The following is a 24,030-nucleotide window of genomic DNA, read 5'->3' on the forward strand; positions in this document are numbered from 1 at the left end:
TATCGCATAATTAAGTGCTCCGGTACCCAAAGCATGAATATTATTGATATTAATGGTACCGGCTTGCAGAATGGTGCCTCCCGCATAAGTATTGGTGCCGGTTAAGGTTAAGATGCCGCCGCCTGTTTTTGTCAGCGTGGCCCCGGTGGTACCACTGATCCCTCCATCCAAGAGATTGCCAGCAATAGTTCCCGAAGTCAGGCTCAAGGCTTGACTACCGAGCTTAATATTGCTCCCCACGACTGTAGTAACGTTGGCTAGTGTAGGTGTGGCCGGGCCTTGACTGATATCAAAGGTAGCACCCGAACCGACGTTAACTGGGTTGCTAAAGCTGGAGCTCGAATTTAATAAGGCGAGGGTTCCTGACGTCACTGTTGTTGAGGAAGGTGTATTTGTTCCCCCCACCACCACGGTACCGCCGCTTCCTTGAACAGTGAGAGCCTGAGCCCCTGTAATCGGACCATTGAAGTACCCCGTATATCCTTTGCTATCCACAGTGACAGGGCCGGTGATCGCAATGGCATTCGCTACCGGATTGGCAGAGCCAATATTACCCGCCAGCTCGAGCGATGTATTAGTGGCCAGGGTTAAATTACCACTGCCCAGACTTTGATAATGATCCAGCCGGAGCCCTCCGGCATTCACCGTGGTTGTCCCTGATCTTGAGCTGGCTCCAGAGAGCGTGAGTGGACCTGAACCGTTCTTAATAAGAGCGCCCGTACCACTTGATGAAGTGAGTGTTAACGTTTGCGTGCTTAGATTTTCAATGGTACCGCCTGAAGCCGTTATTGATGGACTGGCAAGCGTGACCGCACTCGGGGCGCTAGCCGTCAGCTGAAGTTTACCGCCATTCAAAGATACCGTCGTCCCCACATTGGCGGCTGCGGAAAAGGTTACCGTGCCTGCACTAATCGTCGTTCCCCCGAAACTGCTTGCTCCTGTCATTGTTAGGGTGTTCGCTCCCGTTTTAGTCAGAATACCTGTTCCTGTCACTGCTCCTGAAGCGGTGACATCGGCTTGAGTATTGATGGTGCCGTTGGTTGTTAAAGTGATCGGGTTAGCTAAGGTTAAGGCTGAGGTCACGGTTAACATAGGTTGGCGCAGCATCTGTATTGATATAAATCTGCAACGGATCCATTTTAACAATGCAAGAGCCGTCGTAGTTGGCGATATAAACTGCCCCTGAACTATTATCCACGGCAATCCCTACCGGCCGATCAAATTTCGCAACAGCACCGGGCACATCCACCACGAAACCTTGAGTCGTCCCTGCAAGAGTGCTCGTGACTCCGCCCGGGGTTATGGTGCGAATACGATAGTTAAAAGTATCGGCTACGTATACTGTCCCAGCATTATCTACGGTAATACCACTAGGAATCAGATTAAAAAAGTTAAACCTCGCCGCAGAGCCCGTGCCTTCTGCGTAGCCTTGTGTACTGCCAGCAAAGAGGCTAGTAGTGCCGCCCGATGTTATCTTGCGAATGCGATAGTTATTCGCATCAATAACATACACTGTTCCAGAGCTATCCACTGCCACTGAAGTAGGGGTGCTAAACTGAGCTGCTGAGCCCGTGCCTTCGACATAACCCGTGGCCCCACTTCCGGCAAGAAGGCTGGTGGTACCTCCAGAGGTAATTGCCCGTATACGCTCGCTGGTAGCGGTAGCCACATATACTGTTCCCGCACTATTTACTGCTAAACCTCTAGGACTGGAAAGCCTAGCCCCTGCTCCCGTACCCTCTTGGTAGCCTGAGGTACTTCCAGCAAGCAGACTTGTTGTACCGCCTGAGGTTATCTTTCGCACTCGATTGTTAGTGGTATCGCTGACATACACATTACCCGAATTATCGGCAGCAATACCCCACTGAAAAGTATTAAATTGAGCACTAGCACCTGTACCTTCCGCATAACCTGTAGTACCACTCCCGGCCAGCAAACTTGTAGTGCCACTAGAGGTTATTTTACGAATACGGTAATTACCGTTATCAGCTACATATAATGTTCCTGAACTATCGATCGTTATCGCGTATGGGTTTTCAAATCGAGCGGCTGATCCTGTTCCTTCTTGATAGCCGCGACTATACGGTGAGCCTACGAATGTTGAAACAATATTCCAGACCCCTACCTTTGGATTTGAGTAAGCAGGAGTAGTGATAAGCAAACAACTTATTAAAGAAAAAAATATGCGAGACTTGGGAACCTTGACCATAAGAAGGCACACACTCAACCTTAACACTATGTTAAAATTTTAGTATTATTTTAAATAGAAATGAAAGCTATAAGCGTTAACAATCTTAATTCTTTACAAATAGTTAACGTAAAACTAGTAAGGAAACCACCCAGCGGCAATATCAAAATTAAAGAGCCACCTCTGGCTTTTTCCAGCTTTTCCACTGGGTTACCGAGACTATCAAATCCTAAGAATTAAAGGTAATTTTATTATAATCCGTTAAAACCTCACCTCTTCATCTAGAAATAATAATTGCTTAGCGAAAGTAATCGCGCCTTTCTTATTTCCTGTCACTCTTAAACTTACTACAATCTCAGAAATTATAATCGAGGCGAATAAGAGCTTGATGTAAGCGCTGAGCTGGAGAAATCTCCCCTGTATAGCTGGCAGTAAGCGAGAGCTGATCCGTCAATAGCGCCGTTATCCCTAGACCTGGATTGAACATGTTCTGCTGCTTATTATGAGTGAAAACTGTAAAGTTACCCTCATAGCCAACAAAGGAAGCAGTAATTGCTTGCGGTTTTCCGAGCGGAGTCTTGTAAATATACCCAAGCTTTGCATAGACATACAACTGGATGTCCTTATATTTATGTAGGCTTGAGAGTTGCAGCCCGGCTTTAGCCTGGATGAAACGACTGATGCGTCTTTTAACTCTTAAGCCTGGATTTAAGCCATCGGCGGTTTCTGTATAGCCATTTTCTTTAAGCGATAATCCCCCCATACTTCCATATGGTGTCAAGGTTGTTTGATTAGGCAGAGCAATATCACGGCCCACCTCTATAATCCCACTATAATGATGCCCTTGATGGCGCTGGTGATTACGGTAAGTCGTGGACGAGAGCGCTAAGTTCCGCTTACCTTTAAAACGATGTCGACCGTAAAATCCTGACACATTGACATACCATTTTTTCTTAGGCGTCCACATCCCGTACAGAGCGAAACGATAACTACTAATTTGGCCACTTCCATACTTTTGCCTTAATTTGTAGGATGTTTTAGTATGGCCGACGGTGGTCCCGAGAAGAAGCTGATCTGTAATCTGGGTGTCTGCCCCCAGTGATGTGCTATTAAGATTCGCTTTGACACCGGGAACACCAAGTGTTGGGCTGCCATCCCTCACGGATCTGTGATTGATATTACTGGTAGCTTGCTGGAACCAGATATTCAGGCTTCCAAAAGATGTTCGCATGTTTTGAGGCGCAGCTTGAGGCGGAGGTAAAGCAGAGTAGGGATCTGTGAAAGTGGGCGTCTTGGTAAAGAAAAGGCTGCTAAGCCCCTCTTTTGCAACAGGCATGTTTGCTTGCGCAACTGCAAAATTAAATTGAGCTGAGTGCGGCTCATCCACGTTACTCCGTTTGCTAAGCTTATGAAGACGCCGCTCATTAAGAAGCGACGTAAACATTCCATCCATTTCACTCAGCTCATTCGCAGCAACCGCAGAACTGATCAAAGTGTTGGCAGCCGGATGAAGTTGATTCAAAGAGTTATAAAGATCACTTATAGAAAGGGTAGGAAAGACGTTTAAAAGATCACTGAGATTGGACCCCGCCCCCGGAGTAACCGTATCAATATATTGAGCTATAGTACCTGCATTACCTTGAGTAACCACACTACTTAAGGACGTCCCTTGGGTTGCAGTTAATTGGACCATATTTGGTAAATAGTTAAGTGTATATTTTAATAAAATAGAAGGGGAGGTCACACTATCAAAGGTGGTCACAATCGGATTGACAGCCGTCAAAATGGTATACGTCTTCGGGGTACTATAATTACCGGGCTGCGGCAAAATATTTAAAGTCCCGCCTAGGGTCGCAGTACCTCCCACATTGATAATATCGGAAATCGGCGTGGCATCAATTTCACAGTTATAAATTCCTCCAGCATTACTGAAATTGCCAGCAATATTGATCACTCCAATCGAGTTCCCAGGCTTAACGGTCCCGGAGTTGCTCAGGTTAGCAACAGTGTTATTTCCAGTAAATTTTGCACCACTGTTGACGACGATAGGGGCATTGGTCATATCACCATTAAGATTGACTTCACCGTCGTTAATTTCCAGCTGTCCTGAAAAAGTAGGATGCGTAGGATTGGTGATCCGCACTTTGCCGGTCCCATTCTTGGTGAACTTTCCAGCACCACTAAAAGCAGTTAGACGAGTAAGTATCCGTATTAATATAAATCTGCAAAGCATCGATTTTCCGGATAAGATGATTGGAAGAGTCTGCAATATACAGTGAACCAGAACTATCCACATCAATCCCCGCAGGATAATTAAATTGGGCCCCCGCACCCGAGCCTCCTGCCGTGCCTGCAATACCAGTACCGGCAATAAGGCTGGTCGTACCCCCGGATGTGATTTTACGGATACGATGGTTATCAGAGTCAGCCACATACGCCGTCCCCGAACTATCGACTGCAATACCATAAGGACTACTAAATCGCGCACTAGCGCCGGTCCCTTCCGCATAACCTATTGTATTGCTGCCTGCCAGGAGGCTAGTAACCCCTCCGGATGTAATTTTACGAACGCGCTGTGTATAGGTATCTGTCACATATACTGTTCCTGAACTATCGACTGCCACGTCGATCGGAGTGCCAAATTGCGCAGCCCCTCCTGTCCCTTCAAGATACCCCCCCGTAGAACTGCCTGCCAGGGTACTCGTAACCCCCGCTGACGTGATCCTGCGAATACGGCTGTTAAAAAAGTCTGCGACATACACAGTTCCCGAACTGTCAACTGCTACGCTATAGGGCCTATCAAATCGAGCTCCAGAACCTGTCCCTTCTGCATAACCCTGCGCACTGCCAGCCAGAAGACTAGTGACTCCTGCCGAGGTGATTTTACGGATACGGTGGTTTGTGTACTCGGATACATACAGTGTTCCTGAACTGTCAACTGCCACGCCATAAGGATTGTTAAATTGAGCACTAGCACCTGTGCCTTCTGTCGTGCCTGCTGTACCGCTACCTGCAAAGACGCTTGTGGTGCCCGCCGATGAAATGCTGCGAATGCGATGATTAGCAGAATCAGCCACATATATTGTACCGGAACTATGTACCGCAATACCATAAGGATAATTAAATCGCGCGCTAGCCCCTGTGCCTTCTGCGTATCCCCCAGTGCTACCAGCGAGTGTTGAAACAATATTCCATACGCCAACAGTTGGGTTTGAGTAGGCATGAGTGGTGATAAGCAAACCGCTTATTAATGAGAGGAATATTTGTGATCTTGAAACCGTGCTCATAAGTAGGCATACATCTCATCCTAGTATTATACTAAAATTTTAGCATTATCTTTGATAAAAGCGGAAGTGATGCAGTAAAATATTCTTATTTCTTTACAATTAGTTAACGCAACTCTATTAAAGAAAATTACTAAGAGGTAGCATAGGAATAAAAGCCACCACCCAGGCTTTATCCTAGCTTGTCCAAGGGGGTGCCTAGACCCTCAAAATTTAAGAAGGATAAATTTTAAAAGTTCTTATCTGTACTCAATATCTAGGAAAAATAGCCGCAACAATCGTCAAAAGATACAGGAAGCGCCTTAAACTCTGAGAGTATATTTTAGAAAAGAAAGTGACTCTATGAAACTAAAAGAGAGATAAAGCACTCCTTTACCCCCCTAGCCCCACTTTTTCATCTTTGTTATAAAAAACTAAGCAGCTCATTCATTCTACCTTTAAGAATGAGCTCCCAGTGGCGTCAGTTTGTATCCTTCTTACGATTAAAGTAAGTATTAGAGCCTTCATAAAATAGGCTGATCACACAGACAGTGGTATCTTGATCTTTGGAGGAACCACCAAAAACCATATCTGCATAATCTGTTTCACTATAAGCTGGCGTAAATTGATTTGCTTTAAAAGTAAAGTTATCGCCATTCCAATGGGTTAAAGGGGCTTTAAGGTTACGATACTTTATAACGAGATGCTCTCCTTCTTGAACAATCTCCACGGAACCATACAGCTTATTCTCATAAACACCGACATAACGCTGTAAGGAACGAGCTGGCACAGGATTTTTTAACCGCTGGGCACGCCGGCTTTCTAAAGATTTTTCGCGGGACCCATATAAATCCGCTTTGAGTTCGGCGCTCCAATCATGATCCTCTTCAATTCCGGCAACCAGATCTAAAAAGCGAGCCCGAATGGCTTCAGGTAATAAATTAACACGCATTCCTCCAAGATTAGAAAGAATAACAATACCCACCTTTTTCTCAGGCACGTAAGAAATAAGCGCGCGTACCCCGGTCATTCCCCCCATATGTGATATAACTCGATTGAGCCCGGCATAATCATGAGTATACCACCCCATGCCATAATAGATATCTTTTACCCGTTCTTTAGGAAATAACCGCCCCCCTTGAGGCGCCCCCACGTGGGTTAACTTATCAAGCATCTTAGCAAGCTGATCAGGGCTTACGATCTGCTTTCCTTGATCAGTCACACCACCATTAACCCAGAACTGCAACCATTTTGCCATATCCTGGATGCTGGCATTTATGCCGCGCGAGGTGGCAAACTTATAAATTGCTGGGTTTCCTCCTTGAATAATATGAGGAGTGCCTTGGTAATCGGAGTAATGCTGCTGGACATGATCCGTAAACTGAAATTTGATCCGTGCCCATAGGCGTTTTAACCATCCATCTGTAGCTGTTACACCGAATTCGCCTAAAGAGGCTGAGGGCATGCCAATCGGCTCAAATATCTGCTCTTTAAAGGTCTGATTAATCGGTTGGCCGGTAATTTTCTCACTGATCCAGCAAAATAATCCTGGAAAAATATTCTGGTAATCAAAGCGCTCATCAAAGGTATTATCAGGAGTAACTTGGTCAAGAACATGATAGATTTCTTGCTCTGACCATCCCATTTCCACTAAGGTGTCAAAAGCAAATCCTCTTAAACCACTGCGATGTTGAAACAATTTTGCTACTGTCATCCCTTGTGTGGCTGTATCCGCAGCTAGTTTGAAGTCAGGCAGATATTTGATGACAGGATCATCTAAGTTAAGCTTCTTATCCTCAGCGAGCTTAAGCATCAGCAGTGCACTAAAGGCTTTAGTTAGCGAGGCAATCGGGAAAATTGTATCTGGGGTTATCGGCTTCTTGTTATCAGCTGAGCGAAACCCAAAGACTTTTACATAACTTATTTTGCCATCTTCAACAATGGCAATGGCAAGTCCGGGAGATTTCCAATCTTCATTGGCTTTTAGAATATAAGATTCCAGCGCTTGATAATTAAGGCTCCATGAAGTTGAAACGAGAGCAAGGACCATCGCCAAAATACGGATCAACATTATTTTTCCCCCAACGGATTAGCTTAAACACTTGGCTTAACGAATCTGAAAGATAGCTTCAATTTCGACGCTGGCGCCTAAAGGAAGAGCCGCCACCCCCACAGCAGCACGAGCATGGCGCCCCTTATCTCCAAAAACATCGCCGATCAGATCAGAAGCTCCATTGATTACAATGGGATGCTGCGTAAAGTCTGGCGTACTGGCCACAAAGCCTCCCAGGCGGATGCACTGAATAATGCGGCTCCAATCACCGTCAACGGCCGTCTTCAGCTGCGCTAGAATATTGATTGCGCATTGGCGTGCGGCGGCAATTCCTTCCTCCAAGCTGACAGTCGCACCTAAATGACCCGGATTTAAAATTTCACCGTTTTTAAAGGGCAGCTGTCCTGAAATAATAACCCAGTCACCCACTATTTTATAGCCGACGTAATTAGCAACAGCCTTAGGGATTGTGGGAATATTTAGCTCCAATTCCGATAGACGAGCTTCAATTGTCATTCAGACCTCCGAATTATTCTTAAAATTTCATTTAAGCACAACCGCCCTTGGGGGCTGACTTGTATCGTATTACCATCATAAGTGATTAAATTTGCTTTGACTAGGCGTTCGATGCCCACAGCGTCTAAAACCTCGTCTCCAGAGCATGGCAAACGCTGCACTTCAAACTGTTGGTTAAGCCTTAAGCCCATTAACAGCATCTCACTCGCTTGCTCTTGGGCAGATAAAGCAAATAGTTCATCAAAACCATCTCCCTTTTCAGCGACTTGACGCAGCCAGGTTTCGGGGGCACGATATTGTTTGGTGGCATGACGCACACCATTTAATGTCAAGCGTCCATGGGCACCCGGGCCAATACCTGCGTAGTCTTGATAGGTCCAATAAGCAAGGTTATGCTGAGATTCGCACCCCACACGGGCATAGTTTGATATTTCATAATTTAAAAGGCCAGCTTGGGACGTAAGCGTGGCGGTTAACTCATATAAGTCAGCAGCAAGCTCATCAGTCGGTAAGACAAAATCCCCCCGGGCATAGCGCGTCGCGAACGCTGTACCCGGCTCAATTGTTAACTGGTACAGAGATAAATGTTCCGTGCCAAACGCTAATGCCTGCGATAACTCAGCTTGCCATGCCGCGACTGTTTGATTGGGCCGGGCATAAATCAGATCAAAGGATACGCGTTGGAAACATTGTTGCGCAGTTTCAATAGCTCTCATCCCTTCTTCAGCACTGTGTAAACGTCCCAAAAAATTTAGATCCGCCTGATGTAACGCTTGGATTCCCAACGAAACGCGATTGATGCCCGCTTGGGCCAAAGCCCGAAAATTATCAACTTCTACTGAGTTGGGATTGGCCTCCAGAGTGATCTCCGTTTCTGGTAAAAGCGGCCACAGACGTGCGATCTCTGTTAAAATACTGTCGACTAATGACGGAGGCATAAGGGAAGGAGTGCCGCCGCCAAAGAAAATGCTTTGAATGGTACGCGGTCCCACTAAGTCCCGGTGACGCTGAAGCTCTTTAAGATAGGCCTGGTGCCATGCTTGCAGATCAATCTGGTCGCGCACATGACTGTTAAAATCACAGTAAGGGCATTTTGAAGCACAAAAGGGCCAGTGGATATACAAAGCAAGTGAAGTCATCTTTATTTATTATTGAGTTGTTTTCTTTACTAAATCATACTTTTGAGATAAATGGCTACCTCCTTTTATAGATTGTCTATTTAGAAAGAGGAAAACTACTAAGAGTGAAGTCAGTAACCGCTTAGACATCAAACCTCTAGCCTTGCCAAAAAGCGTTTATACCAACCAGCTGAGCGATAGTGAGAAATGGCAGTGTTTCCAGTATGCCTGTAGCTGAGAGCAGCAAACTAACTTATAAACTTGACTAATTGCTTAAAAGCATGACGCCGGTGAGAAATCTGGGATTTAAGACTGGGATCCATTTGAGCAAAGGTTTGATTATAGCCCTCAGGCGTAAAAATCGGATCATAACCGAAGGCATGCTCTCCGCGCGGGGGTAGACTGATATGGCCGTTTACTATTCCGTCAAAAGAATGAATTGCCCCTTGTGGGAAGCTCAGCGTTAATACGCATCTCATCTGGGCGGAATAGGATTGACTGCGGTCTAAGGAATCAAAAATCTTAGCAAAAGCATAATTAAAATCTCGCTCTCCATTCGCTCGCTCCGCCCAACGGGCTGAATAGACTCCCGGTGCCCCGTTCAAAGCCTCCACACACAGCCCAGAATCATCAGCCAAACAAGGTAATTGGCAAGCTTCCATAATTGACGTTGCTTTGAGAACAGAATTCTCCACAAAGGTTGTTCCTGTCTCCTCTGGCTCGGCAATATTCAGATCCCGGGCGGAGACAAGATTTAGAGAGAAAGCCGCCAACATCTCACGGATTTCTTTAATCTTTCCGGAATTATGGCTGGCAATAACGAGCGTGTCACCTGGTTTCAGCATTAGATCTTGAGAACCTGCTTTTGGAGAGCGATTAACTCATTAATCCCCGAACGCGCCAATTCAAGCATATGGGCGAACTCTTTATCGCTGAAAGGTGTTTTCTCAGCAGTGGCTTGGATTTCCACCAACTTACCGGATCCAGTCATGATGAAATTAGCATCCACTTCGGCGCTTGAGTCTTCTATATAATCTAAATCGAGCAACCCCTCGCCCTTCGACAGACCACAGGAAATCGCTGCGACCTGATCAGTAATCGGCAGTTCTTTTAATACTTTTTTGTTTACCAATTTCTGTAATGCCTGATGCATGGCCACATAAGCCCCGGTAATACTAGCAGTTCGGGTGCCGCCATCGGCTTGAATCACATCACAGTCAATTTTAATTTGACGTTCACCCAGAGCCTTTAAATCAATCACTGAGCGCAAGGCCCGACCTATTAAGCGTTGTATTTCTTGAGTACGACCACTTTGTTTACCTTTAGCTGCTTCCCGTTCGATGCGTTCATGGGTAGAGCGTGGCAACATCCCATATTCAGCTGTGATCCAGCCAGCGCCAGTGTTACGTAAAAATGGTGGAACTTTTTCCTCTACAGTGGCTGTACAAATCACATGGGTATCTCCAAACTTAACAAAGCAAGAGCCTTCAGCATGTTTAGAAAATCCCGGCCCAAGAAAAACTGAGCGTAATTCGTTTGGCTTTCTTTTATCGTGGCGCATTTTTGTGTAAACTGTCCTTAAGGTAATTGAGTTTTCTTAGTTTTACACCAAGTTGATATTTGTGAAAAGTTGAAAGTTGCAATGACATCCATTCGTGATTTAAATAATCGATCGCTTGAAATCTTTAAAGAATTGGTTGATGCCTATATGGAAACAGGAGAACCCGTCGGTTCACGGACGCTGTCGCGGCGGCTGACCACGACTCTTTCTCCCGCGACCATTCGCAATGTCATGGCCGACCTTGAAGATGCGGGTTTACTGTACGCTCCCCATACCTCAGCGGGGCGCATGCCCACGGAAGAAGGGTTAAAGCTGTTTGTTCATGGCTTACTGCAGGTAGGAGATATCGGCGACAAGGAGCGAGAAGAAATTGAACGCCGTTGTCAAACTCAAGGGCGGAGCCTCAATGATATTCTCGAGAATGCCACCTCAGTATTGTCTGGTCTTTCTCAATGTGCCGGGTTGGTTATGGCGCCTAAGACCGAGTCGCCGTTAAAGCATATAGAATTCGTCCCCTTAAGTCCGACACGCGTGTTGTTGGTCATTATTACTCAAGATGGCTTGGTTGAAAATCGTGTCCTTGAATTTCCTGAAGGTATTCCCAATTCAGTCTTAACCGAGGCAACGAATTATTTGAACGCCCATATGATTGGCCATACCCTGTCGGAAGCATATGCAATTATTAAGGGCGAGCTTATTAAAGATAAGCAAGAACTGAATGTTTTATCCCGTAAGATTGTTGCTGACGGGGTAGCTGTATGGAGTGGTGAGGAAAGCTCAGGGTCACTGATTATCAAAGGCCAAGCCAACTTGCTTAACAATGTAACCGTTGTTGAAGAAATTGATCAAATACGCAATTTATTTAACTTACTCGATACTAAGGAAAACCTAAAGACCATCTTAGATGCTTCTGTCCAAGCCGAAGGAGTGCAAATTTTTATCGGCGCAGAGAATCCTCTGTTTGCCCAATCTGGATGTTCCATGGTCATTGCCCCTTATAAAGGAACGAATGAGCGGATTATTGGTGCTATTGGGGTGGTAGGACCATCACGAATGAATTATGGCCGTGTTATCCCGTTGGTGGATTACACAGCCAAACTCGTTAGTCGATTGTTGGGTCTATAACCTGGGCATTGTGGTGAGGGACCACCTCATCCATGATAACACTCGGAGCCTCCTCACTATGCGGTCGAATCGATTGCCTTTCAGCTTGATTCATCTGGAAGTTGCCATTTGCTTCTTTAAAATTGCTGCTTTGTAAGCCATTATAATATTCAAAGTTAGAAGCTTGCCCTGGTCGACTTGGCATCTGTGCCCCTTTAATGCAGTTTTTAATCTGAGATTCAGGACAACTCACCATACACTTCGAGAATAAACGCAGATCCTTATTGCAAGTTCGTGCTCGACACTGGGCCCGGCAGAAGACGCTGTCTCTTGCCTGTCTTAGAAGAGGTCGATTTTTACGCAGCAGATAATACTGACTGTAGCCCTGATTAACAATATTCTTTGCAAAAAGCCCAGCATTATTAGCAAGCTTGCGTAAATCAGCAACTTTCCAACGAGAATTGCCTTGAATCTGCTGTAGACTAAAATCTATCTGTTGCAAGTTCGCTTGGAACTCTTGCACGCTTTTGATAGCTTCAGGAGTTCTTGATTGTCTCTTAAGCTTTTCAATGATGACTGCTGCTTCTTGACGTAGGCCCATCAGCACATTAAGAGTGTCGACAACTTCTTGGCTTGAGGCAAAGCGTTCAGTAGGGGTAAATCTACTAGCTTTATTTTCGATGATATTCCGTGCGCCTCGATATTGATTAAGTAGCTGCTCTTTTTTCTGCGTCAGCATCATGTTTCCCTGCTGGTTAGCATCACTAATTCCGGTAATCCGCGGCAAAGTCGCATTACAGGAAGTTGTGTCCACAATGTCTGAGCATTGATCGAAACAGAAGCGGCGGTTGGGAATATCTTGGCAATTTGCGCAAACATATTTGCATCGCTCAAGTTTCTGCACCATTAGGCCTGCGACATCTGATTCGGGCATAGCAGCAAAGGGAGATGCACTCTGGACCCCAGAGGGTCCTGGGTTTGCTGGCGAAGCAGGTTGCATTGACGCATTTACTGACAGCACCAGCATTCCTAAACTTACTAACAATTTAAACATTATTCATTTCCTAATCTAATTCATATGAGGAGCGAGGGTTTCTGTAGACTCTGCTGCGAGCATCGCTTGCAGGAGGGGTGACAGAAAGGGACTGAGTATATTGATCTGCATCGATTTCTTCAAAGTTTGATTGCTTACCCCGGATACGATCGACAGCTCCCTTAGCTTTGCCTTTAACAAAGTTTTTGGCTCGGGCAAATCTTGAGGGCTTTTTAGGAGAGTCTAGGTCCTGTTGATCCATCGTTACCGGATAGTGTGAAGCCATGCTCCGTACTGCCAGACCCGCATCATTACTTCTTGCAGCAGGGGCAAAGTCACCAAAAGCTTGAGGATCTACACTATATCTATCCTCATAGTCCTGCTGCCCTTGTGGCTGAGCTGGCATAGGTTGAGCGGCTGATGAGTTTTTACCTCTGACACGATTAACAGCCCCTTTAGCTTTGTCCTTAACAAAGTTTCTGACTCGTGAGAATCTTGATTCTTTGGCAGGTTGATCAGCATCTAAGGTAGAAGGTGACGCCATGCCAGCGGCCGTCAAGCCAGCTGTATCTCGCATGGAAGCCGGATTGAGCTTGCTATAATCTTGCGGCTTTAAAAGAGGCCCACTCTTATATTCTTGATCCCATGGATCCTGGTTCTGGATAGGTTGTACGGCCTGCCGCCCGATTAATCGGCCACCCGCGCTTTCAAGATGCCCTTTAACAAAGTTTCTAGCTTGCGCTACTTTTGAAGGTTGAGCAGGCGAGTTAGAAGCCATGCCGTAGACACTCAAACCTGCCACATCTCGCATGGCCTGCGGTCTGATCTTGTTATAATCCTGCGGCTTTAAAACAGAGTTATTCTGAGGATTCTGTTCCCAGGGCTGCTGAGCTGGGGTAGGCTGTGCTGTCGCCGGCAATCTTCCTGGAACCCAATTTGCGGCCCTTTCCACTTTCCCCTGAACAAAGCCCTTAACCCTACCTAAGTGGGAAGCTTGGGCGGCAGAATGAGAAGCCATCGCAGCCGCTGCATTACCGGCGACATTGCTCATATCTGCTCCGGTGTCCAGATCTAAATCATCCATTTGATTCCAGCCATACTCATCCTCGTCCCGTTCCCAAGGTTCTTGCTCCAGTCGGCTCTGGGCAGGGGCAGCACGATTGCCTCTCAGACGGTCAGCGGCACTTTCCATTTTCCCCTTAACAAAATTCTTAACTCTCGATACCTTGGAAGGGTGCTCGCCAAGCGGGGCAGCATAAGAAGCTGTCGCTCTCTTAGTCGCATTTCCAGCCCAGCTGGGATCATCATCAAGATTAATAACATCTCCATCAAGCCAATCATCGCCAAAGCTATAACTTCCTTCTTCCTCAGCTTCTGGCATAATCCAGCCATCTTCTGAATCATAACTACCGTCTTCTTCATCCAGTCCTAAATGAGTACTGTGGATACCACCATGTTCTGGTTCGGCGTTGCCCAGCATACCCCGATTGTTATCCATCTTCCTTTGGTTGGGACTACCTAGCATTCCTTGCCCACTTCTAATGCTATCGCTTGCAAAAGCACCAACATTAGGAGCCCCTTGCTGTCCGCTTCTCATTGAAATGTCCTTATAAGGCAATGCGTGCCCTTCACCCATTAAAAGACTTAGGGTAAAAATTGCAAGCGGAGTAAAACGGGTTTTCATATTCGCCACCATTACTTATAAATTTAACTAACCTTAAGGATATATCTCTTTAGTAAACAAATACTTAAAGCTTGACAAAAAACTCTCTATTGAAAGATTTTTACTAAAATGCTTTCATTTAGGTAACATCGATTTATTGTTGATTTATCATGCGTTCCTATTCTCACTTTATAAACGGTCACGAAGTTAACGGTTCTCGGTCTCCTACATTACCAGTCATCAATCCTTCGACAGGCCACTCTTTGGGTTCGCTTCCGCTTGCCGGAAACGCAGAGGTAGACTTAGCCGTCAATGCCGCTAAAAAAGCTTTATCAAGCTGGTCAGAGACGCCGCCAGCCGTTCGTGCTAAAATTCTGTTCCGATGGCGCCATTTAATCGAAGAAAACCAGGAAGAGATAGCAACGGCTATCTGTGAGGAACATGGAAAATCCAAAACAGAGGCGTTAGGATCCATCGGGCGCGGCGTTGATGTATTGGAATTTGCTTGCGGCATTCCTTCCGCCTTAAAAGGGGAATTTAGCACCAATGTTGGCAGAGCGGTTGATTCTTATAGTATACGACAACCTGTGGGTGTGGTTGGTGCTATTACTCCCTTTAATTTTCCAGCCATGATTCCCTTATGGATTTGTTCTGTGGCCATCGCTTGTGGTAATACGGTGGTCTTGAAGCCATCCGAGCGCACCCCATCGGCAGCGTTAATGTTAGCCAAGTTAGCTTTACAAGCGGGGCTACCTGCCGGCGTCTTCAATGTGATCCATGGAGCTAAAGAAGCAGTTAATGGTTTGCTCACGCATCCAGAGATTAACGCTATTAGCTTTGTTGGTCAAACCTCCACGGCAAAGTATGTTCAGCAAACAGCAATTGCTCATGGCAAACGGGTACAAGCCTTTGGAGGAGCAAAGAATCATGCTCTAGTTATGCCTGATGCCGACATAGACTCGACAGTTGATGCAATTTTGGGCGCTGCTTATGGATCAGCTGGGGAAAGATGCATGGCGATCTCCGTCATCGTTGCTGTGGGTCAACAAACGGCAGACCGCTTAATCGTGAAATTGTCCCCTAAGATTAAGGATCTTAAAATTGGAGCCCCTACTGATGCAACCGCAGAAATGGGCCCCTTAATTAGCCAGGATCAGTTAACCAGAGTTACCTCTTATCTTGAGCAAGGGGAAAAGGAAGGGGCTAAGTTGATCATTGACGGGCGCAAGCACGCCTGCCCAAAGACAGGATTCTTTCTCGCTGGATCCCTGTTTGATCATGTTCAGCCCTCCATGACCATTTACCAGGATGAAATTTTTGGTCCTGTTCTCTGCGTGGTGCGCGTCAGTTCCTATGTAGAAGGCCTTAATCTTATCAATGGCCATCCTTATGCCAACGGTGTTGCTATTTTCACGAGTGATGGGGACAGTGCACGCGATTTCTGTCAGCGCGTTCAAGTGGGGATGGTCGGAGTTAATGTTTCAATTCCTGTGCCGGTAGGATTTCATAGCTTTGGCGGCTGGAAGAATTCAGTATTTGCTGATCACGGCATGCATGGGATGGAAGGTGTTCGCTTCTTTACACAACTTAAAACCATTACCAGCCGTTGGCCCTCTGGCATCCGCCAAGGGGTCGAATTTTCATTACCTAGGGTGGAGTAGACTATGGCAAAAATTGGATTTATTGGTTTGGGCCATATGGGCAACCCGATGGCGCGGAATTTGGTTAAAGCACACCATGAAGTGCATGTCTTTGACTTAGACAGAGCCGCAATCGAGACCGCTGTTCGCGGTGGCTGTATCGGCGCTTACTCGCTGTTAGAAGTCGCCAGCGATAAAGACTTTATTATCACGATGTTGCCAGCCGGCAAGCATGTGCGCAGTGTTTTACTCGGCGAAAACGGATTATTGGAGCAACTCAAAGAGCCTGGCTTTTTTATTGATTGCTCTACCATCGACTTGACGACAACTCAAGACGTCCATGAAGCGGCCACCTTCAAAGGACACGGTATTCTTGACGCTCCCGTCTCGGGCGGGGTTGCTGGGGCAGAAAAAGCAACGCTGACATTTATGGTCGGCGGCCTGCACGATGCCTTTATTAAGGCCCAACCGATCTTAGCGTCAATGGGGAAAAATGTGTTCCACGCCGGAGCTGCCACCCATGGTCAAGTGGCGAAGATGTGTAACAATCTCATGCTGGGCATTCATATGATTGGCACGTCCGAAGCTTTTATTCTCGCTGAGAAGCTTGGACTTGCAGCCAGCACCCTCTATGAAATTGCCTCTGCTTCTTCGGGCCAAAGCTGGACCTTATCCCGCTATTGTCCAGCGCCTGTCTTACCAGATACCCCGGCGTGCAATGGCTATAAAGCTGGTTTTGCTGCTGCCATGATGCTGAAAGATTTAAATCTAGCGATAGAAGCAGCTCGCAATAATGACACCACGCTACCTTTAACAGAAAAAGCTGGTGATCTTTATGATGACTTTTGTCGAGACTCTGGCGCCCTTGATTTTTCAGCAATTATTGAGTTTTTAAAAGTTCGGTAACTTTATCACTGCGCCATAAATGATTAAATTTACCCCCTGATATCCTAGGAGCTCTGATCAGATGACAGCTACCCCTTCTGCTAATAAGACCTTACAGAATCAAGTTCAGGAGATCTTACATCAATTTGGCATCAAATTGTCATCCCCCCATGCTTGTGAAGTCTTATCTGTAAGCCCGATTAATGGCGAGTTGTTAGGGAGTATTCGCGGCAACACGGTTGCAGAGGCGCAATCAGCAATCAGCCAGGCTTACCAGGCTTATGGGCATTGGCGATCTGTTCCAGCCCCTCGTCGTGGCGAGCTTATCCGTCTTTTTGGTGAAGAACTGCGGCTCCATAAAGAAGCTTTAGGAAGATTGGTGACCATTGAATGTGGCAAGATTTTGCAAGAAGGTCTAGGCGAAGTCCAGGAAATGATTGATATTTGTGACTTTGCGGTCGGCCTATCCCGCCAACTTTATGGCTTAACCATGGCCTCTGAACGCCCAGGGCACCGTATGATGGAAACCTGGCACCCCTTAGGGATCGTGGCGCTGATTACTCCGTTCAATTTTCCCGTTGCCGTGTGGGCCTGGAATTTCGCTTTAGCTGTGGTCTGTGGCAATGCAACCATTTGGAAACCCTCAGAGAAAACTCCGCTCACGGCGACTGCTTGCCAGGCCTTATTTGAGAGGGCTCTTAAAAAGTTTGGGGCAGCCCCGGACGCTCTTTCTTTACTTCTTCATGGAGGGCAGGATATTGCCGAGGCTGTGATCGACCATCCACAAGTGGCCCTGGTAAGCGCCACAGGCAGCACCGAGATGGGTCGGGCTGTTGGCCAACGCGTTGCCAAGCGATTTGGCAAAGTGTTGCTCGAACTCGGCGGCAACAATGCCATGATTGTCACCCCCTCGGCCAACCTTGATCTTGCTTATCGTGCAATAACCTTTAGTGCCGTCGGCACGTGCGGCCAAAGATGTACCACTCTTCGGCGCCTGATTGTGCATCGCTCCTTAAAGGAGCAAGTGATCCAAAATCTTAAGAATATTTATCAAACGGTCCCCATAGGCAATCCATTAGAATCAGCCACCTTGTGTGGGCCTCTTATTGACGAGACCTCCTTCTTAGCCTTGCAAGCAACGATTGCTCAAGCTCAAAAGGAAGGCGGCACTTTGGTTACGGGAGGTATACGGGTGCTCGATCGCGACTATCCCCAGGGTTATTATGTGGCACCTGCCCTTATTGATATGCCTAAGCATCATGGTATTGTCCATACTGAAACATTTGCTCCTATTTTATATGTGCTCAGTTATGAAACCTTAGAGGAAGCGATCGCCATCAACAATGAGGTTCCGCAAGGATTATCCTCATGTATTTTCACTAACTCGCTTCAAGAAGCCGAGTTATTCTTATCGGCGTGCGGCAGTGATTGTGGCATAGCCAATGTTAATATTGGGCCCAGTGGGGCCGAAATTGGTGGGGCTTTTGGGGGTGACAAGGAAACTGGGGGCGGTCGAGAGTCAGGCTCTGATTCGTGGCGTAATTACATGCGCCGCGCCACCAATACCGTTAATTTTTCCAGCCAGCTACCGTTGGCCCAGGGAATACAATTTAACTTCTAGACCATCCTTTAAGGGAATGCTTAAGCTGCTTTCAAGTACTGCTGGAGCTTATCTTCGTGTAGTGGCGGAGAAAATAAATACCCTTGCCCGTATTTAATTCCAATTAATTTCAGCATTTCAACTTGTCGAGGAGTCTCAATTCCCTCGACAAGAGTTTCTGTCTTCATGAATTCAGCTAAGTTATAGATAGCCTGAAGAATTTTGACTTTTTTCTCGTTAAGATTATAGATAAAGGAGCGATCAATTTTAATCTTATCGACAGGGAATTGGCTCAGATAATGGAGCGATGAGTAGCCAACGCCAAAATCATCAATTGCAATTTTAAACCCTAAACTTTTTAAAGCTTCTAGCTGATACACCAGCGGATCAATATAATTTAAATCAAAGTCTTCTGTAACCTCGAGTTCAATATCTCGTGGAGAGATATTGTATAGTTGAGTTATTTCCATTAAATGATCAATAAGGTTACCCGATGTTAACTGTTGCCCCGCAATATTAAGGGATAACGATAAATTTATATTCTGATTTTTCCATGTCCGCAGATGCTGGCATGCTTGGTGAAAAACAATATCTGCCAATTCATTCAGACCGTCAATCCGTTCAACAATTGGTAAAAACTCTACCGGTGAAATTTGTCCAAAAGTCGGATGATTCCACCGCACAAGAGCCTCCACCCCAACCGTGCCCCCTGTCGATAAATCGACTAAGGGTTGATAGACCACATTTAATTTACGGTCTCGCAGCGTTTGCTTCAAATCAGATTCAACGCGCGTGGAAAACAATAAAGAGCGTTCTTGTTCTTCACCATAATACTCTATAAAGCCGTGCCCCTTACGATTCGCAAAAGAAAGCGCTGTCTTAGCTTGGTCATAGAGTTCCTTAGGATCAACAATATCCCCGCTACTCATGGCTACACCCATATCTATACTCAGTACCACATTGTGGCTAGAGAAAAAGACGCTGGTTTCATGATGGAGGCGATGCAACTGAGTATCAAATGCTTGAACGGATTCAATATTGTCAACGATAAGTCCTAATTCAGAATTACCGAAGATATAGAATTTCCACGTTGACGGAAATAGACTTTTTATATGGGCATAATAGTGATGTCGAAGCTGACTAATCTTTGTGCTTTGCTGCTGATGCCGTCCATAGACGATAAACTTGAACAAGACCAAGCCTAGATGAGAATGCATGACAAAGGACCAGTTCAGATTATCGCCTAGTATTTCTAAAAAATTGGCCCGCGATATGCACTTTTCATATACTGAAGATTGAACTCGGCTCAATTCTTCGCGTAAAAGTTGCATTTGCAAACACTTATCCGTTAAGTAAAGAAATGCCTCTGTATCGTCCAAGGACTGAAAGAAAATTAAATCTTTAGGCATTTTGGCATGATTGAGGGACTCTCTCGATTCTTGAGTGCAGATAATAGGGAACTCGTCAGGTAGTAAACCAATAACTTCTGCTGTTATCTCCTCATTATAGATAATCAAATGTATGGGCTGGCCTTCATCGTGAGCTTGATGAATGAAGTGGGGAATAATATCTATTGAAAAAATAGAGTCAATTTTAATATTTTCTTTAGTGCCGCTTATGGAATTTTCCATACCCTTTAAGGCTTCACGGACACGTAAATGGCTAGAAAGCTGAGTGGAATAAGATAGAATACGGATCATTGACTCTCCTCTATTCCAGGATAGAGGATAAATCTTAAGGAATACCTAATTGCATCAGAATTTATTTCCCTGTAAGATCGGCAGAAAAGAGGGGAAAATATGGACATTATTCACCTACCGAGTGATCCTATTGTTTTATTTAATGATTGGTTTCAAGAAGCTGGCGAAAAGGAACTCAATGATCCCAACGCTATGTCTCTCGCAACCGTAAATAAAGATGGGCGCCCTTCTGTCCGCATTGTCCTCTTGAAAGGGATCACGGATGGAAGTTTTGTGTTTTACACCAATACAGAAAGCCGTAAAGGTAAAGACCTGACAGCCAACCCCCAGGTGGCTTTATGCTTCTATTGGAAAAGTTTACGCCGACAAGTGCGCATTGAGGGTTACGCAGAACCAGTAACCGCAGCTGAGGCCGATGCTTACTTTGCCACACGTCCAGTCGGCTCCCAAATTGGCGCTTGGGCGTCACAACAATCGCGTCCTTTACAAGATCGGGGTCAACTAGAAGAAGCCTTAGCCGCTTACTCCTTAAAATTCGGGGATGATGATGTCCCGCGCCCACCCCATTGGTCAGGCTATCGCGTCATCCCTCAAGAAATTGAATTTTGGCAAGAGCAGCCTTTTCGTCTCCATGATCGAATCGTCTATACGCGCCATGACGATGCGTGGACAATTGAAAGATTGTACCCATGAGTACTGCAGATTATAACCTTGTTAAGCTGGCGTCAAAAGCGGCCATTGGGGCTGCTGGCATTATGGTTATTTCTAAATTCTACGCCTGGTTTCAGACCGGCTCCTTAAGTCTCCAAGCCTCCCTTGTCGATTCTATGCTCGACATTCTCGCCTCTATTCTCAACTTTCTTATCATTCGCCATGCCATTAAGCCAGCCGACGCCGATCATCGTTTTGGCCATGGCAAAGCAGAGGCTATCGGCGGCTTAATCCAGACGGCATTTATTGCCGGCTCGGCCGCTTGGTTAATTATTGATGTCATTCACCGTGTTTTTGAACCGCAGCCGTTAACTCATCTTAATCTTGGCAATATGGTAATGGTGGCGGCATGCCTTCTTACGGGCGCTTTAATCACCTTTCAACGGTATGTCGTCAAACGTACCGGCTCTTTGGCGATCAAAGCTGACTCGGTGCACTATGAAACGGATTTCTTAACCAATATTGGCGTCTTGCTCAGCATGAATCTATGCACTTATTTTGGCTGGATATGGCTAGATGCGGTGGTGGGAGCCGGCATTGCTGCTTATATTCTTATAGCGTCGATTAAAATTGCATTGAACTCAGTTGATGTGCTGATGGATAAGGAATTAGATGACTCGACCCGAGCAGAAATTGAGAGCCTTATTCGCTCTCATCCTGGGATCCAAGATTTCCATGACCTGAGGACGCGAACCAGTGGCTATCATATGTTTGTCCAATTTCATCTGGACCTTAATAAGAGTCTGCCTTTATGGCAAGCTCATGAGATTGGCGAAGACATTGAAAGAAAAATTATGGAAAAATTCCCTAAAGCAGAGGTTATTATCCATCACGACCCCGTAGATTAGCACCCAGAAACCCCATGAAGTTTCTTAAGTCTCTCGTCTTAGAGGTTCTATGACCTCTGCCCCGCCGTATCTATGCCTAAGAGATTCAAGCCAGCTTTCTTAAGTCGTTGGGGAATAATGCGTGAAATAATCTGCAATGCCTCTTCTTTCCTCCCACGGCAACAAGGAGTGCCATAATTATAGTGAGCCTGCTTCATTAACTCCTGACACTGCTGCAGCTCAGATTTAATTATTATTTTCTTATCAAGAAAGAAAGCCACAGACTTTATCTGACGTCACTCTTAACAGCAAGAAATAAAAAGTTAATAGCAAAGGTCATGAAAATGGCTCAGGTTAAAGCTGATTCCTTTCCTTTATTCTTGTATGGTTAACTTTTTACTGGACAAGACCGGTATTTATTTGTTAGAAAAAAATATCCTCACTTGAGGGCGCTTAGCTCAGTTGGTAGAGCAGCTGACTCTTAATCAGCGGGTCAAAGGTTCGAGTCCTTTAGCGCCCACCACATTTTCTCCCGCTTTTAAGTCTTTCTGACTTAATTTCAAGAATTATCAAGCTATCTCTCCGATCCTAGCCTTAGAAAAACTTTCAGTGCATTTTAAAGATTCACTTGGGTGACCTTTTCTTTATTCCCTGAGTTGCGTATAGCTGTACGTCTTGCCTCCCCTCTCTCTTGAAATTGAGGTAAGGATGCCGGGTCCCGGAACCCTTCTCAACAATTGATAGCTATGAAGAATTTAGCACCAGAATAAGTGCAGAATCAGAAGAGTATAAGGGTAATTTAGGGGAAGCGGCGGAAAATTGATGATAGCCTTTGTTAGCTTTGCCCCGAAGATTCACGTGTCATTGGTGGCGTTTCCGCCACCGCTACTTGCAGCACCTGCGGTACCAGTTATTGATGCAGCCTTTGGGCCACTATTTTCGCAATAGCTTTTCCACTTTGGACTGCGCCTTCCATAAATCCTTTATACTTTACAGACACATGTTCACCGATAAAAAAGAATCCTTTATCATAAAGAGCAGTTGCGATACGCGTTAAACGGTCATCCATGTCATTCATTTCATCATAGGTACCGTACACATCGCCGGCTTTTCTGACAGAGTAACTTCCTTGAGCAAAAGGATCCTTGGACCAATTAACCACCGTTATATTTGAAGTATCAACCTCAATCATGTTGGTTGCATTTAAAAAGGGTTCAACATACACGGAAGCTGCCGCATTACTAACTTTCTTCCCAGCTTTACCACCAAGCAGAATATGCAAGTCTTGATTAACACTAGACCATGCGGTTGCTCCTTGTAAGTCAACACCATAGGTCAATCGCAGGTTTCCTAACGGTACAATAATCTTACTATTGGTGCCATATGAAAGAGTATCGATATAAGTTCTCATCTCAGGGGTAAGACCAAGAGAAGTATCCTCTAAAATTGATGAGCTTTTTAACGCAGAACTCCTTAAGACCGAAAAAGGAATTGCCATAATCACCGTTTTAGAGCGTACAAGAGAGTTGTCTTGGAATTGGATCTCAAACAAGTGCTGACGATCATCCCAACTGACTTGCGTTACCGGATTTCCCTTGGCAATATGCTCCTCTTCTCCAATCTCCTGAGCTAATGCATTGACGAGCGATTGAGTGCCATTTAAAAGGCGGGTCTGGTCCTTATAAAACCGTAATAAAAAGTTTATGTGTTTCTTAACCTGTACGATCGTTTGATAATCTTTTATTAAATCTTTCAAACTATTCAGAGAACTTAGAGGCGCTTCCTGGGCATCAATCCCTTCCTCATCAGCAATAAGCGCTGCAAGCAGCTCTGATTCTTGCTGGGAGAGCTTAAGGTCTTCAACGTCAAAGAGAGCAGTTAAAGCCCATTGGCCGTTTCTTTGTTCTATATAATCATCGTTCTTTATATTCTTTGATACTTCTTTGAGCTTTCTAAAGAGAGATTTTAGACAAGGCTGCATTTGTGACAAGGTTTTCTTTTCACCATTTGAAATAAATAGTACCTCATCCTGTAGCCTGGCTTTGTTAGTTTTGAGTTTGTAATGTTTAACAAGCCTATGCATTTCCTTGTGATCTTTGTCAATGAATTCACCACCGACATCAACTGGTTTGCCATTAATTTCTTTGTTCCAGCCTCTTCCCCCTAAA

19 protein-coding genes, 1 tRNA gene and 1 pseudogene are annotated in these 24,030 nt (G+C 45.5%); 7 read left to right on the forward strand and 14 right to left on the reverse strand.

All coding sequences use genetic code 11. The annotated features are described in order from the left end of the window. The 9 genes from HMO_RS13875 to rph form a co-directional block, all read right to left on the reverse strand. The coding region (locus HMO_RS13875) for an autotransporter-associated beta strand repeat-containing protein (protein ID WP_033444550.1) at positions 1–1,107 on the reverse strand (1,107 nt) is incomplete at its 3' end. After that, complete coding sequence (locus tag HMO_RS0105355) at positions 1,058–2,209, reverse strand: NHL repeat-containing protein (protein WP_010299748.1); 1,152 nt, start codon at positions 2,207–2,209, stop codon at positions 1,058–1,060. The genes HMO_RS0105355 and HMO_RS13875, both read right to left, overlap by 50 nt. A gap of 334 nt (positions 2,210–2,543) precedes the next feature. After that, positions 2,544–4,421, reverse strand: coding sequence for an autotransporter family protein (locus HMO_RS13880; protein ID WP_175282091.1), 1,878 nt, complete (start codon positions 4,419–4,421; stop codon positions 2,544–2,546). Beyond that, entirely contained in the window at positions 4,369–5,475 is a 1,107-nt protein-coding gene (locus tag HMO_RS13885) for an NHL repeat-containing protein (protein ID WP_010299751.1), read from the reverse strand. The genes HMO_RS13880 and HMO_RS13885 overlap by 53 nt, the downstream gene beginning before the upstream one ends. 457 nt (positions 5,476–5,932) lie before the next feature. Then, on the reverse strand, positions 5,933–7,522 hold the full coding sequence (locus HMO_RS0105365; protein ID WP_010299753.1) for a serine hydrolase: 1,590 nt from the start codon (positions 7,520–7,522) through the stop codon (positions 5,933–5,935). Between the two features lie 36 nt (positions 7,523–7,558). Continuing rightward, on the reverse strand, positions 7,559–8,020 hold the full coding sequence (locus tag HMO_RS0105370) for a RidA family protein (protein WP_010299755.1): 462 nt from the start codon (positions 8,018–8,020) through the stop codon (positions 7,559–7,561). Continuing rightward, entirely contained in the window at positions 8,017–9,159 is a 1,143-nt protein-coding gene (hemW, locus tag HMO_RS0105375; RefSeq protein ID WP_010299757.1) for a radical SAM family heme chaperone HemW, read from the reverse strand. The genes HMO_RS0105370 and hemW overlap by 4 nt, the downstream gene beginning before the upstream one ends. Before the next feature lie 227 nt (positions 9,160–9,386). Further along, positions 9,387–9,983 carry an RdgB/HAM1 family non-canonical purine NTP pyrophosphatase gene (rdgB, locus tag HMO_RS0105380; protein WP_010299759.1) on the reverse strand — a complete coding sequence of 199 codons (597 nt, stop codon included), beginning with the start codon at positions 9,981–9,983 and terminating at the stop codon, positions 9,387–9,389. Continuing rightward, positions 9,983–10,699: a ribonuclease PH gene (gene rph / locus HMO_RS0105385; RefSeq protein WP_010299761.1), complete on the reverse strand. Its 717-nt coding sequence runs from the start codon at positions 10,697–10,699 to the stop codon at positions 9,983–9,985. The genes rdgB and rph overlap by 1 nt, the downstream gene beginning before the upstream one ends. Positions 10,700–10,780: 81 nt before the next feature. Between rph and hrcA the strand changes: the two genes are divergently transcribed. Continuing rightward, positions 10,781–11,824 carry a heat-inducible transcriptional repressor HrcA gene (gene hrcA / locus HMO_RS0105390; RefSeq protein ID WP_010299763.1) on the forward strand — a complete coding sequence of 348 codons (1,044 nt, stop codon included), beginning with the start codon at positions 10,781–10,783 and terminating at the stop codon, positions 11,822–11,824. Here the strand turns inward: hrcA and HMO_RS0105395 are convergent. Together HMO_RS0105395 and HMO_RS0105400 are read right to left on the reverse strand one after the other, a co-directional pair. Then, positions 11,802–12,857, reverse strand: coding sequence for a hypothetical protein (locus HMO_RS0105395; RefSeq protein ID WP_010299767.1), 1,056 nt, complete (start codon positions 12,855–12,857; stop codon positions 11,802–11,804). The genes hrcA and HMO_RS0105395 overlap by 23 nt on opposite strands. Before the next feature lie 10 nt (positions 12,858–12,867). After that, positions 12,868–14,520 (reverse strand): hypothetical protein, encoded by a 1,653-nt coding sequence (locus HMO_RS0105400; protein WP_010299769.1) that lies wholly within the window; start codon positions 14,518–14,520, stop codon positions 12,868–12,870. 149 nt (positions 14,521–14,669) lie between these two features. Between HMO_RS0105400 and HMO_RS0105405 the strand changes: the two genes are divergently transcribed. From HMO_RS0105405 to amaB, 3 genes are all read left to right on the forward strand, one after another. Beyond that, positions 14,670–16,160, forward strand: a complete 1,491-nt coding sequence (locus tag HMO_RS0105405) for a CoA-acylating methylmalonate-semialdehyde dehydrogenase (RefSeq protein WP_029448490.1) — start codon at positions 14,670–14,672, stop codon at positions 16,158–16,160. 3 nt (positions 16,161–16,163) lie between these two features. After that, positions 16,164–17,045, forward strand: a complete 882-nt coding sequence (gene mmsB, locus HMO_RS0105410; protein ID WP_010299775.1) for a 3-hydroxyisobutyrate dehydrogenase — start codon at positions 16,164–16,166, stop codon at positions 17,043–17,045. Between the two features lie 61 nt (positions 17,046–17,106). Beyond that, positions 17,107–18,645 carry an L-piperidine-6-carboxylate dehydrogenase gene (gene amaB, locus HMO_RS0105415; protein ID WP_010299777.1) on the forward strand — a complete coding sequence of 513 codons (1,539 nt, stop codon included), beginning with the start codon at positions 17,107–17,109 and terminating at the stop codon, positions 18,643–18,645. A 20-nt stretch (positions 18,646–18,665) separates the two neighbouring features. On the opposite strand, the gene HMO_RS0105420 is transcribed toward amaB, so the two are convergent. After that, entirely contained in the window at positions 18,666–20,324 is a 1,659-nt protein-coding gene (locus HMO_RS0105420) for a putative bifunctional diguanylate cyclase/phosphodiesterase (protein ID WP_010299779.1), read from the reverse strand. Between the two features lie 99 nt (positions 20,325–20,423). Here HMO_RS0105420 and pdxH point away from each other — a divergent pair, with 99 nt between their 5' ends. The 3 genes from pdxH (at position 20,424) to HMO_RS0105440 (ending at position 22,385) form a co-directional block, all read left to right on the forward strand. Continuing rightward, complete coding sequence (gene pdxH / locus HMO_RS0105425) at positions 20,424–21,017, forward strand: pyridoxamine 5'-phosphate oxidase (protein WP_010299782.1); 594 nt, start codon at positions 20,424–20,426, stop codon at positions 21,015–21,017. After that, the gene (locus HMO_RS0105430; RefSeq protein WP_010299784.1) at positions 21,014–21,883 is read left to right on the forward strand and encodes a cation diffusion facilitator family transporter; all 870 of its coding nucleotides are present in this window, start codon (positions 21,014–21,016) and stop codon (positions 21,881–21,883) included. Before pdxH ends, HMO_RS0105430 begins: the two co-directional genes overlap by 4 nt. Positions 21,884–22,309: 426 nt before the next feature. Then, a tRNA-Lys gene (locus HMO_RS0105440) sits at positions 22,310–22,385 on the forward strand. Positions 22,386–22,772: 387 nt separating this feature from the next. Here HMO_RS0105440 and HMO_RS17510 read toward each other — a convergent pair. Beyond that, positions 22,773–23,054, reverse strand: coding sequence for an FAD-dependent oxidoreductase (locus HMO_RS17510; RefSeq protein WP_280956248.1), 282 nt, complete (start codon positions 23,052–23,054; stop codon positions 22,773–22,775). Positions 23,055–23,231: 177 nt separating this feature from the next. Next, positions 23,232–24,023: pseudogene (locus HMO_RS17515) on the reverse strand (FAD-dependent oxidoreductase); the annotation flags it as partial. Positions 24,024–24,030 lie beyond the last annotated feature (7 nt).

The organism is Candidatus Odyssella thessalonicensis L13 (genome assembly GCF_000190415.1).
Taxonomy (GTDB): Bacteria; Pseudomonadota; Alphaproteobacteria; order Paracaedibacterales; family Paracaedibacteraceae; genus Paracaedibacter; species Paracaedibacter thessalonicensis.

Excerpts from the sequence above, each read along its gene's own strand:
- HMO_RS0105355 (WP_010299748.1), bottom strand. The coding sequence starts at position 2,209 with ATGGTCAAGGTTCCCAAGTCTCGCATATTTTTTTCTTTAATAAGTTGT.
- HMO_RS13880 (WP_175282091.1), bottom strand. The coding sequence starts at position 4,421 with ATGCTTTGCAGATTTATATTAATACGGATACTTACTCGTCTAACTGCT.
- HMO_RS13885 (WP_010299751.1), bottom strand. The coding sequence starts at position 5,475 with ATGAGCACGGTTTCAAGATCACAAATATTCCTCTCATTAATAAGCGGT.
- HMO_RS0105365 (WP_010299753.1), bottom strand. The coding sequence starts at position 7,522 with ATGTTGATCCGTATTTTGGCGATGGTCCTTGCTCTCGTTTCAACTTCA.
- HMO_RS0105370 (WP_010299755.1), bottom strand. The coding sequence starts at position 8,020 with ATGACAATTGAAGCTCGTCTATCGGAATTGGAGCTAAATATTCCCACA.
- hemW (WP_010299757.1), bottom strand. The coding sequence starts at position 9,159 with ATGACTTCACTTGCTTTGTATATCCACTGGCCCTTTTGTGCTTCAAAA.
- rdgB (WP_010299759.1), bottom strand. The coding sequence starts at position 9,983 with ATGCTGAAACCAGGTGACACGCTCGTTATTGCCAGCCATAATTCCGGA.
- rph (WP_010299761.1), bottom strand. The coding sequence starts at position 10,699 with ATGCGCCACGATAAAAGAAAGCCAAACGAATTACGCTCAGTTTTTCTT.
- hrcA (WP_010299763.1), top strand. The coding sequence starts at position 10,781 with ATGACATCCATTCGTGATTTAAATAATCGATCGCTTGAAATCTTTAAA.
- HMO_RS0105395 (WP_010299767.1), bottom strand. The coding sequence starts at position 12,857 with ATGTTTAAATTGTTAGTAAGTTTAGGAATGCTGGTGCTGTCAGTAAAT.
- HMO_RS0105400 (WP_010299769.1), bottom strand. The coding sequence starts at position 14,520 with ATGAAAACCCGTTTTACTCCGCTTGCAATTTTTACCCTAAGTCTTTTA.
- HMO_RS0105405 (WP_029448490.1), top strand. The coding sequence starts at position 14,670 with ATGCGTTCCTATTCTCACTTTATAAACGGTCACGAAGTTAACGGTTCT.
- mmsB (WP_010299775.1), top strand. The coding sequence starts at position 16,164 with ATGGCAAAAATTGGATTTATTGGTTTGGGCCATATGGGCAACCCGATG.
- amaB (WP_010299777.1), top strand. The coding sequence starts at position 17,107 with ATGACAGCTACCCCTTCTGCTAATAAGACCTTACAGAATCAAGTTCAG.
- HMO_RS0105420 (WP_010299779.1), bottom strand. The coding sequence starts at position 20,324 with ATGATCCGTATTCTATCTTATTCCACTCAGCTTTCTAGCCATTTACGT.
- pdxH (WP_010299782.1), top strand. The coding sequence starts at position 20,424 with ATGGACATTATTCACCTACCGAGTGATCCTATTGTTTTATTTAATGAT.
- HMO_RS0105430 (WP_010299784.1), top strand. The coding sequence starts at position 21,014 with ATGAGTACTGCAGATTATAACCTTGTTAAGCTGGCGTCAAAAGCGGCC.
- HMO_RS17510 (WP_280956248.1), bottom strand. The coding sequence starts at position 23,054 with ATGATTGAGGTTGATACTTCAAATATAACGGTGGTTAATTGGTCCAAG.